Origin of the sequence: Brevibacillus fulvus, assembly GCF_016908525.1 — a bacterium.
Lineage (GTDB): Bacteria > Bacillota > Bacilli > Brevibacillales > Brevibacillaceae > Brevibacillus_G > Brevibacillus_G fulvus.
This window is the reverse complement of record NZ_JAFBEB010000001.1, coordinates 197,356-212,091: the sequence shown is the minus strand read 5'-3', so window position 1 is coordinate 212,091 and position 14,736 is coordinate 197,356. Positions and strand designations below refer to the sequence as shown.

Here is a 14,736-nt window from a genome sequence, read left to right as displayed (position 1 = left end):
GCAATCGCGAGGATCGTCTCCCGACACAATCGGGAACCGTCCATTAATTATACAAGTGACATGCGCTAAAATGGCCTGGTTCAATTTCTTTCCAGACTGGTTCATGCACAGCGCACTCCGGCATCGCCTTCGGGCAGCGAGTGCGGAAGTGACAGCCGCTCGGCGGGTTCAACGGACTTGGCACATCCCCTTGCAAAACAATCCGTTCGCGTTTCCGCTCAATTTCCGGATCCGGGATCGGAATAGCGGAAAGCAGCGCTTGCGTATACGGATGCAGCGGTTTGTCGTAAAGATCCTCACTCTTGGCAATTTCCACGATTTTCCCCAAATACATTACCGCAACGCGATCGGAGATATATTTCACCATGGACAAGTCATGGGCGATAAACATATAAGTCAGCCCCATTTTTTCTTGCAGTTGTTCCAGCAAGTTGACGACTTGTGCCTGAACGGATACGTCCAACGCCGAAATCGGCTCGTCGCAAACGATAAATTTCGGTTCGACCGCCAGCGCCCGCGCGATCCCAATCCGTTGACGCTGACCGCCGGAAAATTCATGCGGAAACCGGTTGATATGTTCCGGGTTCAGACTGACCAGGGACAGCAGTTCCTGAATGCGTTCCTTCCGTTTTTGGCCGGACGCCAAACCGTGAATGTCCAATGCTTCCCCGATAATATCGCCTACAGTCATCCGCGGATTCAAGGAGGCGTACGGGTCTTGGAAGATCATTTGCATATTCCGGCGCATCGCTTTCATCTCTTGGGGATTCAACTCCAAAATATTTTTCCCCTCAAACAACACTTCGCCGCCGGTCGGTTCATACAAACGCAAAATCGTACGTCCCGCCGTCGATTTCCCGCAGCCGGATTCGCCAACGACCCCTAATGTTTCCCCGCGTTTAATGTCAAATGAAATATTGTTAACCGCTTTTAATGTATTTCCGCCTACATTAAAAAACTTTTGCAAATTGCGGACTTCAAGCAGTGTGTCGTTTTTTTCCAATGTGCTCCTCCCCCTTCTATGATTTAACCCGCTCTTTTGCTAATTGATGGTGCAGCCAGCAAGCAGCTTGATGAGATTCACCGACTTGTTGCAATTCCGGATCGTATTGCTGGCAGACACGCATCGCTGATTCACAGCGGGCGGTAAACCCGCAGCCGACCGGGGGGCGCAGCAAATCAGGCGGGGTACCGAAAATCGGTGTCAATGGTTCGTCCTTGTTTAAATCCAGGCGCGGCACGGAACGCAATAACCCTTTTGTGTAAGGGTGTTGCGGGTTGTAGAAAATTTCATCAACCGTTCCCGATTCTACCACTTTGCCGGCGTACATGACGATCACCCGATCGCACATCTCGGCGACGACACCCAGATCATGGGTAATCAAAATAATCGAGGTATCCATTTTTTTCTGCAAATCTTTCATCAGATCAAGAATTTGCGCCTGAATCGTCACGTCGAGAGCCGTGGTCGGTTCGTCCGCAATCAGCAGTTTTGGCGAGCAAGCCAGCGCGATGGCGATCATCGCCCGCTGTCTCATCCCGCCGGAAAATTCGTGCGGATATTGCAACACACGTCTTTCCGGCTGCGGAATACCAACCATTTTCAGCAATTCAATCGCCCGTTCGCGCGCGGCGCTCTTGCTCATCTTCTGATGCTTGATCAGACCTTCCATGATTTGCGTACCGATCGTCAAGGTTGGATTGAGCGATGTCATCGGATCTTGGAAAATCATCCCGATCTCTTTCCCGCGAATCGCTTCCATTTCTTTTTTCGATTTTCGAATGATATCTTCACCGTTGAACAAAATTTGTCCGCTTTTAAATTCACCGGGCGGCATCGGAATCAGTTTCATAATCGATTGCGCAGTTACGGATTTTCCACTGCCGGACTCCCCGACAATCGCGACCGCTTCCCCGCGGTTCACATGAAAATTAACGCCGCGGACTGCTTTTACCTCTCCCGCATAAGTGTGGAAGGAGACTTGCAAGTCTTTTACATCAAGTATACGGTCCATTCTGCGATCCCTCCTATTTACGCAAGCGTGGGTCTACAGCATCGCGTATCCCATCACCTAACAAGTTAAAGGCGAGCATCGTTAGACTGATAAAGACAGCCGGGAACATGAGTCGCCATGGGTAATACCTCATCGCCGACAAGCCGTCCGAGGACATCGTGCCCCAGGACGCTACCGGAGCGGATACCCCTAAACCAATAAACGACAGGAACGATTCTGAAAAGATGGCTGTCGGTACAGACAAGCTCAGCGTCACGATAATCGGTCCCAACGCATTGGGAATCAAATGTTTGAAGATCAGCCGGACGTTGTTCGCACCCAAAGAACGGGCAGCAAGCACATACTCCTGCGCTTTTAACAACATCATTTGCCCGCGGACAATCCGCGCCATCCCGATCCAGCCGGTAATACTCAAAGCAATAATAATGGTCACTACCCCAGGGTCCATGATCACCATCAGCAAGATCACGACCAGCAAATACGGAATCGCATAAAGAATATCGGCAATCCGCATCATGATCTCATCTACTTTGCCACCGAAAAATCCGGCGATTCCTCCCCAGATTACCCCGATAACGAGGTCGACAAGCGCAGCCGCTACGCCCACTTCCAAGGAGATACGCGCGCCATACCAGATCCGGATAAACATATCCCGGCCCAAATCATCCGTCCCAAACCAATGCTCGGCAGAAGGCTTTTTATTTTTGCCTGCCAAGTCGGTTGAATAGTAGTTATGTTCGCTAAACATCGGAATGAAAATTGCACACAGCACAAGAATGACAATAAATGCCAGAGAAATCATCGCCACTTTATTGCCGCGCAGCCGGCGCCAAACGTCTGCCCAAAAGGAAAGGCTTGGCCGCTGAATCTCTTCCGCTTGTTTCAAATCCATCGAAATCGGTTCAAAAAGTTCTTTGGACAATTGCATCAGATCATTACTCCTTTCCGGTTCCACCAAGCTTAATTCGAGGGTCAACCAAAGTGTAGGCAATATCAACCAGCAAGACCAATACGACCAGAATGATTGAGTAGAATACCGTTGTTCCCATAATTACCGTGTAGTCGCGGTTGGTAATGGAAATAACAAATTCACGTCCCAATCCCGGTACCCCGAAGATACGCTCAATGACAAAAGCACCTGTTAAGATGTTGGCAAGCAATGGACCGAGATAAGTAATGACCGGCAACAACGCGTTGCGGACCGCATGCTTCACGGTGGTTGTCAAAGTGCTTAACCCTTTTGCTTTTGCCGTTTTGATGTAGTCTTGCGAAAGCACTTCGATCATGTTGGACCGAATCAAGCGGGCAATAAAGGCAAGCGGTGTCGCAGACAAAGCTACTGCGGGCAAGACTGTATATTTGAACGATTCCCACTTTGCAATCGGAAACCAGCCCAGTTTAATCGCAAAGAAATATTGCAGGAATGCGGCCAAAATAAAACTTGGGACAGACAACCCAATCGTGGCAATGACCATCGAGGTAAAGTCCGGCCATTTCGTATGCTTAAGCGCCGCGATAATACCAAGAATAATTCCGCCGAAAAGTGCGATAATCAGTGCTTCAATCCCCAAATAAGCGGAAACAGGGAAACCTCGATTAATTATTTGATTGACTGTCGAAGATTTCTCCGTGAAAGATGGACCTAAATCCCAGGTAACGACACCTTTCAAATAATCAAGATACTGCTGAAACACCGGTTTGTCCAATCCATATTTTGCTTCCAGCGCTGCTTTGATTTCGTCCGGAACATTTTTCTCCGAGGTGAACGGTCCACCCGGCACAGCTTTCATAATGAAGAAGGTAGCCGTTACGATGAGAAAAATGGATAGAATCATAAACAAGATACGCTTACCTAGATAACGGAACAATCTCTTTACCCCCTCTGTAGATTTTGTTGCTTTCACTTCCCATTTTTACACTGCACACAATTCACGCACCTTGGAACAGTGCAAAAATCGATTGTGTAATCCCAACCAGTCTTGACCTCTTGTGTTTTTCTCTCTCTCTTTCTGATTTCGCCTGGAAACAAGCAGATGATTCGCATAAGTTAAGGTATATGGAGATGTCCATATACCTTAACGTGAGCACCTACAATCTGATCTGAAAATCACTTATGAAAGATTATTTCTCAATGTCAGCCCATTTGAAGTCGATGTCGCCCAATCCGCTGACTTGTACGCCTTTGACGTAGTCTTGTTTCACCCAGGAATCGGTATAGAAGTAGATGGGTGCAACAGGCATTTCATCAACGAAGATTTTTTCAGCCTGTGCCAAAATTTCTTTCCGTTTCGCCGGATCTTTCTCCAGCGCGGATTGGTTCAGCAATTCTTTAAATTGCGCATTTTCCCAACGCGTATCGTTGTTCCCGCCATATTTATCCTTGAACAATTCCAGGAAGTTGATCGGGTCGTTAAAGTCACCCAACCAACCCATACGGCCGATTTGGAACTTCCCTTGGTGCAAATCTTCGATGTAAACTTTCCACTCGGTATTGGCCAGTTTCACATCTACGCCGAGATTTTTCTTCCATTGGTCCTGAATCGCTTGAGCGATTTTTTCGTGGTTGCTGTCGGTATTGTAGGAAAGCGTGATTTCCGGCAGTTTGGAAATGCCCAGCTCCTGCATACCTTCCGCCAGCAATTTTTTCGCCGTCTCCACATCGTTGTCTTTGAAGTAGCCATCCGGATTAAGTGACATCGATTGAGGAACAGCACCCAAAGCAGGCAACTGGTTCAATTGCAGGATGTTATCGATGATCGCTTGACGGTTGATCGCATACGCAAACGCTTTGCGGATTTTCACATTGTTGAATGGAGGTTGCTCGGTATTAAATTTATACCAATACGTACCCGCGATCGGTTGGGTGATTACTTTGCCTTCTTCTTTCAAAGCCGGAACGACGTCAACCGGAAGCGAGTTCAACGGTGCCCCAGCCCAATCCAGCTCACCGTTTTCATACATTTGCAATTCGGTGTTGGAGTCGTTTACCATCGAGAATTCGACTCTGTCCAATTTTACATTGTCTTTATCCCAGTAGTTTTCGTTTTTCTCGATCGCCAGTTTGTTTTTGTGTTCCCACTCAACCAGTTTGAACGGACCGTTACCAACGTGCGTGCTCGCTTCATTCGCCCAGTTCGGATTGCTTTCCACGACTTTTTTGTTAACCGGGAAGTACGTGTAGAATGCGGTCAGTTCCAGGAAGTATGGTGTCGGATTCTCCAGTTTCACTTCCAGCGTTTTATCATCCAGCGCTTTTACGCCGACTTCATCCAGGCTGACTTCACCTTTGTTCGCTTTTTCCCCGTTTTTGATGTAGTACAATTGGTAGGAATAGTTGGCAGCTGTTTTTGGATCAAGCACGCGTTTCCAGGCAAATTCAAAATCTTGGGCTGTGACCGGATCACCATTGCTCCATTTTGCGTCACGCAAGTGGAAGGTATAGGTAAGTCCATCTTCAGAAACATCTATTTTCTCAGCGGCAGATTCGATCGGTTTGTTATCTTTCAGACGGGTTAACCCTTCAAAAGTCGCACGTACAACCGCACCGGACGTGGAATCTTCCGCCAGTCCAGGGTCAGCGGTCGGAGGCTCGGAAGCGAAGTTCATCCGCAATACTTTCTTCTCTGTGCTGCCGGAATCAGAAGCAGCGCTGTTTTCCCCTTGTGATTGTTCTCCTGAGGAAGACTGGCCTGGCGCACCGCAACCTGCCATTGCCACACTTAGCATCGTAATGGAACTGATAAGTGCAAACACTGTCTTTTTCAATACAATAACCCCCATTTACTTTATCTGTCTCTTCTTGCAAAGATTCTGAAAATGAACAGACTACCCTTCTCTGCATCAACCCCTTTCAAGCAGTCAACTTGATTGCATACGATTAACTGCAAAGAAATTGTTGAGACATTTCTGAGAATGTAAAAGAGATACTTAACACTCCGTCTATTACATTAAAAATATACGGAATTTCTAGGACTGTCAACGATATTAGCCTGTTGTAAAAATAAAAAATTATAAAAATCTGTAAATTACCAACTTATTTCCTTTATTTATTTTCTATCATTTGGTTAGCTTCTCACTGCTTGATGAAGAGAGAAAACTCATTGAGTAAATACTCTCTCTGGATCGCCGCCTTGAGACAGTGAAAACCCATCAACAAGCGTCAATGGGTTTTCTTTCTTTAGATTATTTTATAAATAAACGGAGAAGCTTGGACCGGGCTTTCCGAGATCTGGAAAGCTGCTTCCACCTCCGGTCTGGCTGTATCGAGCAACTTTTGCTGATTGGCATAAACCGTAGCCAGCACTTCGCCTTTTTCGGCAAAATCGCCCACTTTCTTTTGCAACACAATGCCCACGGCCAAATCTATCTTTGTCTCTTTCGTCAATCTGCCTGCTCCCAGCAAAACAGACGCATGCCCGATATTTTCGGCATTGATTTCCGCGATATAGCCAGCCTTGACTGCCGTAATCTCGTATTTGAGCGATGCTTGCGGAAAACGGGAAAAATCATAAACCGCCTGAGCATCTCCTCCTTGCGCCGCTACCATCTCGGCCAATTTGTCCACCGCTCGGCCGCTGGCGATCAGCTCCTCCAGCTTGTGCCGGGCAACGTCCAATTCCGTCTCCTTGCCGCCGAGCACCAGCATTTGCGAGCCAACCGTCAGTGCCAGTTCGGTCAAGTCCTTTGGTCCGTCCCCTTTTAACGTTTCCACCGCTTCCTGCACTTCCAGGGCGTTGCCCACAGCGAACCCAAGCGGTTGATTCATGTCGCTCAGCACCGCAACCGTCTGCCGTCCTACTTGCCGTCCGATTTCGACCATGGCGCTGGCCAATCTCTCCGCATCTTCCACCGTTTTCATAAAAGCGCCCTTGCCTACTTTTACATCGAGAACGATTGCGTCCGCTCCTGCGGCGATCTTCTTGGACATGATCGAGCTGGCGATCAACGGCACCGCTTCCACCGTAGCGGTTACGTCCCGCAGCGCATACAGCTTTTTGTCGGCGGGGGTAAGATTGCCTGACTGACCGATAATCGCTACGCCGATCTCCCGCACTTGCTGCAAAAATTGCTCCCGGCTGCGTTCGACTTGGTAGCCGGCAAATGACTCCAGCTTATCCAGCGTACCGCCGGAGTGGCCCAGACCGCGTCCGGACATTTTCGCCACCGGAATTCCGGCAGCGGCAACAAGCGGAGCGACCACCAGCGAAGTCTTGTCGCCAACTCCACCTGTGCTGTGTTTGTCTACCTTAATCCCGTTGATCGACGACAAATCGATTTGGTCACCCGATGTTGCCATGGCCAACGTTAAATCTGCCGTTTCCCGCGGTGTCATCCCGCGCCAAAAGACGGCCATCGCCCAGGCCGACATTTGATAATCCGGGATTGTTCCTTCCGTATAGCCTTTGACAATAAACTGGATCTCTTCTGTGCTGTGCTCAAAGCCATCCCGCTTTTTTGCAATCAAATCAACCATTTGCATGGTAAACACCTCAATCACCGACTTTTCACTACACCCTTTGCCATCCTGCCGTCCGATCGTTACAACTTGGACACGATACCGTGGACAAGCGCCAAGAACCGCGCTTTCACCTGATTGGTCGTCTCCATCACTTCCTCATGGGAGAGCGGCTGTTCCAAAATGCCTGCTGCCATGTTGCTGATGCAGGAAATACCCAGTACCTGCATGTTGGCATGGCGGGCCACGATCACTTCCGGTACGGTCGACATGCCGACAGCATCACCGCCCAGCTGGCGGAGCATGCGAATTTCAGCCGGAGTCTCATAACTCGGCCCCAGCAGCCCGACGTAGACCCCTTCCTGCAAGGCAAAGCCTTGCTCTTTCGCTACCTCCTTCGCCAAACCGCGCAGCGATTTCGCATACGCCTCCGACATGTCGGGAAAGCGCAGACCCAAACGCTCGTCATTCGGTCCGATCAACGGATTGCGGAAGGTGAGATTGATATGGTCGCTAATCACCATCAAATCGCCAGGTTGAAAACTTTCGTTGATCCCCCCGGCCGCGTTGGTCACGATGATCGTTTCTACTCCGATGGCTTTCATCACGCGAATCGGAAACGTAACGGTATCCAGTTCATGTCCTTCATAATAATGAAACCGTCCTTGCATGGCTACCACTTGCTTGCCTTCCAACTGACCAATGACAAGCTGTCCCTTGTGCCCAACGACCGTGGACACGGAAAAACCGGGAATCTGTTCATAGGGAATCACCACCGCATCGCTGATTTCATCGGCCAGCACCCCTAAACCCGACCCCAATACGAGACCGATTGTTGGCGTCTGCTTGATTTTTTCCAGAATAAATTGCTTGGCTTGCTCAATTTTTTCAAACATCCATTCTACACCCCTATCACAACTTGGCTAAAAAGCTCTGGCCGATTGTCGGCTTTTCCACGTTAAAATTGTCTGCAATCGTTGCCCCAAGATCGGCAAAAGTCTCCCGTACCCCAAGGTTTTCCCCTTTGGCAAGGCCGCGATAGTAAACAAGCAAAGGCACATACTCCCGTGTATGATCGGTTCCGTGATGAATCGGATCGTTCCCGTGGTCCGCGGTGATGATCAGCAAATCGTTTTCCTGCAAGGCAGCCAGCAGTTCCGGCACACGAGCATCAAATTCCATCAATGCTTTGCCGTAGCCTTCCGGGTCGCGACGATGACCATATTTGGCGTCAAAGTCAACCAGGTTGACAAAGCTTAAACCGGTAAACGACTCGTTCATCGTATGCAGCAATTGATCAACGCCATCCATATTGTCTTTGGTCCGGATCGCCCGGGTAATGCCTTCATCCGCATAAATATCCGAGATTTTGCCAATCGCGATCGATGCCAGACCGTTGTCCACCAACCGATTCATGACTGTCGGCGCAAACGGTTTGACGGAATAATCATGCCGATTCGCCGTCCGGGTAAAGGAGCCGGGTTGACCGACAAATGGCCGGGCAATCACGCGCGTCACGGCAAATTCGTCGCGCAGTGTCAGTTCGCGGGCAATCTCACAAATCCGGTATAATTCCTCAAGCGGGACTACCTCTTCATGAGCGGCAATCTGAAACACACTGTCAGCGGAAGTATAGACGATGACCGCTCCCGTCCGCATGTGCTCTTCGCCCAGTTCGTCGAGAATCTCTGTTCCGGAGGCAACTTTATTGCCCAGCACCTTGCGCCCGGTCCGTTGTTCAAATTCCGCGATCAGTTCCGCCGGAAAACCGTCCGGATACGTGCGAAACGGCGTCGATACATGCAATCCCATGATTTCCCAATGACCAGTGGTCGTATCCTTGCCGATGGAAATTTCCTTCATTTTGCCCCAGTGGGCTGTTGGCGCTGCTACCGGACCAACGCTGCGAATCGGAGCGATATTGCCCAACCCCAGCTGTGCGAGATGAGGCAGCGCGAAATTTTCCACGCGTTCGGCGATATGGCCAAGCGTATTGGCCCCTTCGTCCTGAAAACGATTGGCATCCGGCAATTCGCCAATACCGACACTATCCATTACAATTAAAAACACCCTAGAAAAACGACTCATCGTTAGCTCCTCCTTTGCAAAACCCGAAAACGGTGATCGAGATGTCTGACTTCATGCAAAACCGAGAGCCTACGCTCTCGGGTGTGTTTTGGCATACACATCTTTTATCCGGGTTCTTGTGACATGTGTATAAATTTGTGTTGTGGAAATGTCCGCGTGTCCAAGCATCTCCTGCACAGACCGCAAATCCGCCCCGTTTTCCAGCAGGTGAGTGGCAAACGAATGCCGCAGCGTATGCGGTGTAATCTCGGCACGCACATTTGCCAACCTGGCGTAACGTTTAATAATTTTCCAAAAGCCTTGGCGAGTTATCTGTTTGCCCAAATGATTCAAAAACAGCGCCCGTTCCTCCGACTGCTTCAACAGTTTTTGCCGACCGGTCTGCATGTATTGGCGAACGACGTGGATCGCCATCGAGCCGAGAGGGATAATTCGTTCTTTTGACCCTTTCCCCATGCATTTCAAAAAGCCCATCTCCAGGTTGACATCCCCCACATGAAGCTGTACCAGTTCCGAAACGCGAATGCCTGTCGCATACAACAGTTCCAGCATCGCTTTGTCACGCAATCCTGACGGCTGCGACAAATCGGGACTATCGAGCAACCGTTCCACTTCTTCCACGGACAGTACCTTCGGCAAGCGCTTTTCGATTTTAGGCGTTTCCAGATGCAGCGATGGATCATGGTCCAGCAATTTATCGCGCACCAAAAATTGATAAAACGCGCGAATCGAGGCCATATTTCGCGAAAGAGTGGCAGTAGCCCTGCCTTTTTCCTGCAAAGACAACAAATACGCGACAATTAGCGTTCGCGTCGAATCTTCAATCCGTTCAATGCCCTGTTCTCGCAAAAAGGTTGTAAAAGCAATCATATCACGTTGATACGATTCCAGCGTATTGGCGGCCAATCCTTTTTCCACCGCGAGATAGTGGATAAACTGGTCAATTAGCATGTCCATGGAGGACTTCTCCTTCAGTCAAAAGTTTCCTTTACATTCTTTCAACAATGATAAAAAATTCTCCTCTTTTTTGGGGAAAAAACCTTTATTCTCCGGTCACATAAAACAACTGCAACCGGCTGTAGTAGCCATCAAGCGACTGGTCCTCTTCGGCGTTGAGCAGCTTTACAACTTTCACGGCATTCCCATGTGGTTCCCGATACGGGTTGGACGGCAGAAAATGATCGGATAAGAGCGTAATGATCCCATAGCATAACAACGAACAGGTAAAAAACAGCAGAAAAAAACGGATCAGTTCGATCAATCGGCGAAGTACAAAGCCCATTTCCAAGAGTACCTCCTGTGATGTCTTTGCTTCCATTATATGCGAACGAAGGCTTGACCATTCGTCACTGCTCCTGATGCCAGCCGTTCTTGCAATAGTATGTACCACAAACGAAAAACTTCTCTTAGGACCAAGAGAAGTTTTTCGTTCATTTAAAATCGTCTATATTTACGTGATCAATGCATCTCGAACAAATCCCGTAAAATGTTAAGCGATGGTCCAGTATCGTGAAATTGTAAACGGTCTTGACCCGTTCCTCGGCAGAGATCAGCAGATCTTCAAAAATTTCATCAACGGTCCCACAGTGGAGACAAATCAGATGATGATGATGATATTCCGCATTATCATCGCGAAGATCGTAACGGGCGACTCCATCACCGAAGTTCATCTTGTGAATAATCTTCAGTTCGCTTAGCAATTCCAACGTTCTATAAACTGTCGCCAAACCAATTTCAGGGGCTTTTTCTTTTACCAAAAGATAAACGTCTTCGGCACTCAGATGGTCCTCTTCATTTTCAAGCAAGACACGAACCGTAGCCTCACGCTGTGGTGTCAATTTATAGTTTTGGGAATGAAGTTGCTGTTTTATCTTCTCTAATTTCTCTTCCATAATAATGCCCCTCCCCGCTTGCTTACCCGCCAAGGCCGGCCGGCGGATAATAAGCAACGAAACCTGTTCCTATTATAGTAGAGGGGAATCATTTAAGTCAAATACATTCGTTATTAGATTGTAATGATTCTTATTTAAGCACATATTGCATGAGCTGCGGTGAAACAAACGTTTCAAACAAAACGGCGATCAGCAATACCCCCATCATGGAAACGACGAGAAACGTATAGCGAAAAAAGTAAGGAAGAATCAGCTCCCGTTTGACCAACAAACCGGTCTTGAGCAATCGGAGCGAAAAAGCGATCCCGCCGACGCCTATCATGACCAATGCAGGGACGATCAGCATGTTTTGCGGCAGCACGCCGAACAAAGAGAAGCTGATCCCCTGCCAGGCCAATTGATTGACAAGAAAGCCGACCGTAAACCCGATGATGACCCCTTTTACAAATAACACGAGCAGGATGAACGGAAGCCCGATAATCGATAAGCCGAGCAGCCACATCACCCCTACGGTTTTCAGGTAAAAGAGAGATGACTGTTGAAAATATTGCCTCGGATCGGTAATTCCGTGCTGGTCAAACTGTTTGAAGAAATATTGCAAAAAGCTGATCAACTCTTGTTTCTGTGTCGCCGCCAAGGAATTCACAATAAATGCCCCGAACACGACGCCCATCGCAAACAGGACGATTGTAAACAGATAGAGCGATTGGTGTTCTTTCAAATAGAGTTGGATGGTTTGTCCGATTTGTTTACGCACCCAAGCTCGCCTCCCGGTCCATGCTGATTACCTTAACAGTATGCACCGGACAAGCCGTTTATGACGACTGGTTTTCTTTTTTTGCTTTCCGTTCCCAGACGGTAAAAAAATAATCATAAGGATTTTGCTCGTCTTTCAACCCTTGCTCAGACATTTGTATTTGCCAATCGGCCTCCAGATTGACGGGGGGAAAATAGCGGTCGCCCTCAAATTCATCGTCGATCAGCGTGATATACAATTTGTCGGCGTACGGCAACAACTGCCGGTAAATTTCCGCTCCGCCGATGACGAACGTCTCCTGCGTCGGATCGAGCTGGGCCAACAATTCTTCCACAGAATGACACACGCGGCAACCTTCCGCGTGAAAAAGTTCACTCGCGGTCAAGATGATATTATCACGCTGCTGCAAAGGTTTGCCGATCGATTCATACGTTTTGCGTCCCATCACAACGGCATGTCCTTTGGTTACCCGTTGGAAATATTTCAAATCGGCAGGCAATCTCCAGGGCAATGCATTTTGCTTGCCAATCAATCGATTATTGTCCATTGCCCAAATCAACGAAATCATACCGCCACTTCCATCTCTATTTTAGGATGATGTTGATAGCCGATCAGGCGAATATCATCGGGAGTAAATTGGTAAAAATCTTTGACTTCCGGATTGATCCACAACGTCGGTGCAGGAAACGGCGTCCGTTCCAGCTGCTGTTTGATCGGTTCAAAATGGTTTTCATAAATGTGCGCATTATTTAAATAATGGACAAATTTGCCTGGCTTCAACCCTGTCACATGCGCGATCATATGAACAAGCACGGCATACTGGGTGAAATTAAACGGTACACCCAGCCCCAGATCAGCGCTCCGCTGCACCAACGTGCAATTCAGATAACCGTCGCTGACATCCCACATCGTCATAAACGCGCATGGCTGCAGCGCCATCTCTTCCAGATCTGCCAGATCCCACAGGCTGATAATATGGCGTCTTCCCTGCGGATTATGAATCAACCCCTCGATCAACTTGTCGATTTGCCGATGTTTCCTGACCTGATAGCCATAAGCTTTTCCGATTGTATGATCCTCGCGTGCCCATTCGTCCCAGACGGTTACCCCCATCTCATGCAGTTTGCGCACATCATTGCTTTGATACACGTAAATCCAGAACAATTCTTTCAACGCTGTTTTGAAAAAAACCTGTTTGGTCGTCAAAATGGGAAATTCCTGCTGAAGGTCGAACTGAAACGAGCGGCCAAACAGCTTTTTCGTAGGAATCCCGGTGCGGTTGTTGTCGTAATACCCATTCTCCAGGACGTCCCGGACCAAGGCAAGATATTGTTGATCTGCACTGTTCATAGGTTCTGCTCCTTTGTCATCGAAGATTGCTTTGTTGCAATTTTCCCGTATGTCCCCGCTCCGCCTGCAACAACGTCCAGCGCTCCGTTGCGCGCCATCAAGATCAGCTGCGCCAGCGTTTCACCGACCACCTGTTCCAGTTGTTGGGGCGCCACCCGATGAATAATGTTCATCTCCGTGCCAAACGCCGCAAACAATTTTTCCCGTGTTTTTTTGCCCAGACCGGGAATAAAGTCCAACGGGAATTGCTCCACATAGGCAGGACGATGATGCGGATGATTGCCTGCGGGCAGATCGGCCAACTGCTCAATCCGTTCTGCCACCCCGCGAACCACTCGTTTAAAACCGCAAGCAGGACAACGACCATCCCCCTCTGCCGGGAGCGGTGATTTGCAAGCTTGGCAAGCCGTCTGATGATACTTGCCCAGTCTCGGATGCAAGCCGTAATTGATCGCAACCCCGCGGCCCTCTGCTCGCTGCAGCGCTTTCTTCCACTCGGCAAAGCAAGGCTGGACCATCCGTATCGCCTGATATTCCCGTGCGATTTTGCCCAGCGAATGAGCATCGGAATTGGTCAAAAACGTGTAGGGATGCAGTTCGCTCAACCGGTCGGCCATTTCCGTATTAGCGCTTAACCCCAATTCGACCGCGGCGATCAGCGCCGGATCGGCAACTTCAGCCAAATGATCGGTGCAACTGCCATACAAGCCTTTATGCGGAGTGAAAATATGCGCCGGCACAATCAACCCGTCCAATGAGGCGACAAACAGTTGCAATTCCCGGGTGGTGGTTGCGATGCGCTGAGAACTTAACGTTACATTTTTGCAACGTTGCGCCAGCCAAGCGGTAAACTGTCTCATTTCGCTCAAACCCGGAAGATAGCAGAGAAAATGCGCCTCTCCCCGTCCCGCTTCCTTGATTTCCACTTCACAACCCAAGATCAGCATCGTTTGCTTGTAAGTGATTCCGCCGGATTCATGCGGCACCGCCAGCCCTTGTTGGATCAGGTCGGTTAATTCTTCCTGGACCTCGGGCGAATGGGCATCGATGATCCCGATCATTTCGATGCCTTTGCGCTCGGACGCTTCTTCAAGAATATGTGAAAGCGTCATTTGCCGGGAAGCCGTAATTTTTACCGGTTTACCGCTTTTGGTCCCGCCGATATGAATATGCATGTCA

The 14,736-nt window shown here is 48.9% G+C and carries 15 protein-coding genes; all 15 read right to left on the bottom strand.

All coding sequences use genetic code 11. From position 1 onward, the window contains the following. Window positions 1-43: 43 nt before the first annotated feature. The 15 genes from JOD01_RS01130 to JOD01_RS01060 all read right to left on the bottom strand — a co-directional run bounded on the left by JOD01_RS01130 (window position 44) and on the right by JOD01_RS01060 (window position 14,732). On the bottom strand, window positions 44-1,003 hold the full coding sequence (locus JOD01_RS01130) for an ABC transporter ATP-binding protein (RefSeq protein ID WP_204516374.1): 960 nt from the start codon (window positions 1,001-1,003) through the stop codon (window positions 44-46). Between the two features lie 16 nt (window positions 1,004-1,019). Next, the gene (locus tag JOD01_RS01125; protein ID WP_204516373.1) at window positions 1,020-2,015 is read right to left on the bottom strand and encodes an ABC transporter ATP-binding protein; all 996 of its coding nucleotides are present in this window, start codon (window positions 2,013-2,015) and stop codon (window positions 1,020-1,022) included. Window positions 2,016-2,028: 13 nt separating this feature from the next. Further along, complete coding sequence (locus JOD01_RS01120; RefSeq protein WP_204516811.1) at window positions 2,029-2,946, bottom strand: ABC transporter permease; 918 nt, start codon at window positions 2,944-2,946, stop codon at window positions 2,029-2,031. 4 nt (window positions 2,947-2,950) lie between these two features. Continuing rightward, complete coding sequence (locus JOD01_RS01115; protein ID WP_204516372.1) at window positions 2,951-3,883, bottom strand: ABC transporter permease; 933 nt, start codon at window positions 3,881-3,883, stop codon at window positions 2,951-2,953. 253 nt (window positions 3,884-4,136) lie between these two features. Beyond that, window positions 4,137-5,780, bottom strand: a complete 1,644-nt coding sequence (locus tag JOD01_RS01110; protein WP_239565108.1) for a peptide ABC transporter substrate-binding protein — start codon at window positions 5,778-5,780, stop codon at window positions 4,137-4,139. A gap of 412 nt (window positions 5,781-6,192) precedes the next feature. Continuing rightward, window positions 6,193-7,494: a pyrimidine-nucleoside phosphorylase gene (locus JOD01_RS01105; RefSeq protein ID WP_204516371.1), complete on the bottom strand. Its 1,302-nt coding sequence runs from the start codon at window positions 7,492-7,494 to the stop codon at window positions 6,193-6,195. 59 nt (window positions 7,495-7,553) lie between these two features. Continuing rightward, window positions 7,554-8,366 (bottom strand): purine-nucleoside phosphorylase, encoded by an 813-nt coding sequence (locus JOD01_RS01100; RefSeq protein WP_204516370.1) that lies wholly within the window; start codon window positions 8,364-8,366, stop codon window positions 7,554-7,556. A gap of 16 nt (window positions 8,367-8,382) precedes the next feature. Next, window positions 8,383-9,558, bottom strand: a complete 1,176-nt coding sequence (deoB, locus tag JOD01_RS01095; RefSeq protein ID WP_204516369.1) for a phosphopentomutase — start codon at window positions 9,556-9,558, stop codon at window positions 8,383-8,385. Between the two features lie 69 nt (window positions 9,559-9,627). Then, window positions 9,628-10,515, bottom strand: a complete 888-nt coding sequence (gene xerD, locus JOD01_RS01090) for a site-specific tyrosine recombinase XerD (protein ID WP_204516368.1) — start codon at window positions 10,513-10,515, stop codon at window positions 9,628-9,630. Between the two features lie 85 nt (window positions 10,516-10,600). After that, on the bottom strand, window positions 10,601-10,840 hold the full coding sequence (locus JOD01_RS01085; RefSeq protein WP_204516367.1) for a DUF4227 family protein: 240 nt from the start codon (window positions 10,838-10,840) through the stop codon (window positions 10,601-10,603). Between the two features lie 148 nt (window positions 10,841-10,988). Next, window positions 10,989-11,450, bottom strand: coding sequence for a ferric iron uptake transcriptional regulator (fur, locus tag JOD01_RS01080; protein ID WP_204516366.1), 462 nt, complete (start codon window positions 11,448-11,450; stop codon window positions 10,989-10,991). A 130-nt stretch (window positions 11,451-11,580) separates the two neighbouring features. Continuing rightward, window positions 11,581-12,207 (bottom strand): stage II sporulation protein M, encoded by a 627-nt coding sequence (spoIIM, locus tag JOD01_RS01075; protein WP_204516365.1) that lies wholly within the window; start codon window positions 12,205-12,207, stop codon window positions 11,581-11,583. A gap of 58 nt (window positions 12,208-12,265) precedes the next feature. After that, the gene (locus JOD01_RS01070; RefSeq protein WP_204516364.1) at window positions 12,266-12,775 is read right to left on the bottom strand and encodes a dihydrofolate reductase; all 510 of its coding nucleotides are present in this window, start codon (window positions 12,773-12,775) and stop codon (window positions 12,266-12,268) included. Continuing rightward, window positions 12,772-13,557 carry a thymidylate synthase gene (locus tag JOD01_RS01065; protein WP_204516363.1) on the bottom strand — a complete coding sequence of 262 codons (786 nt, stop codon included), beginning with the start codon at window positions 13,555-13,557 and terminating at the stop codon, window positions 12,772-12,774. Before JOD01_RS01065 ends, JOD01_RS01070 begins: the two co-directional genes overlap by 4 nt. Further along, a complete protein-coding gene (locus tag JOD01_RS01060) occupies window positions 13,554-14,732 on the bottom strand; it encodes an endonuclease Q family protein (protein WP_204516809.1) in 1,179 nt (392 codons plus the stop codon). The genes JOD01_RS01065 and JOD01_RS01060 overlap by 4 nt, the downstream gene beginning before the upstream one ends. Between the last annotated feature and the right edge of the window lie 4 nt (window positions 14,733-14,736).

Bases quoted from the DNA above. Each gene is read 5' to 3' on its own strand.
- JOD01_RS01125 (WP_204516373.1), bottom strand. From the start codon at position 2,015: ATGGACCGTATACTTGATGTAAAAGACTTGCAAGTCTCCTTCCACACT.
- JOD01_RS01105 (WP_204516371.1), bottom strand. From the start codon at position 7,494: ATGCAAATGGTTGATTTGATTGCAAAAAAGCGGGATGGCTTTGAGCAC.
- JOD01_RS01100 (WP_204516370.1), bottom strand. From the start codon at position 8,366: ATGTTTGAAAAAATTGAGCAAGCCAAGCAATTTATTCTGGAAAAAATC.
- deoB (WP_204516369.1), bottom strand. From the start codon at position 9,558: ATGAGTCGTTTTTCTAGGGTGTTTTTAATTGTAATGGATAGTGTCGGT.
- xerD (WP_204516368.1), bottom strand. From the start codon at position 10,515: ATGGACATGCTAATTGACCAGTTTATCCACTATCTCGCGGTGGAAAAA.
- JOD01_RS01085 (WP_204516367.1), bottom strand. From the start codon at position 10,840: ATGGGCTTTGTACTTCGCCGATTGATCGAACTGATCCGTTTTTTTCTG.
- fur (WP_204516366.1), bottom strand. From the start codon at position 11,450: ATGGAAGAGAAATTAGAGAAGATAAAACAGCAACTTCATTCCCAAAAC.
- JOD01_RS01070 (WP_204516364.1), bottom strand. From the start codon at position 12,775: ATGATTTCGTTGATTTGGGCAATGGACAATAATCGATTGATTGGCAAG.
- JOD01_RS01065 (WP_204516363.1), bottom strand. From the start codon at position 13,557: ATGAACAGTGCAGATCAACAATATCTTGCCTTGGTCCGGGACGTCCTG.
- JOD01_RS01060 (WP_204516809.1), bottom strand. From the start codon at position 14,732: ATGCATATTCATATCGGCGGGACCAAAAGCGGTAAACCGGTAAAAATT.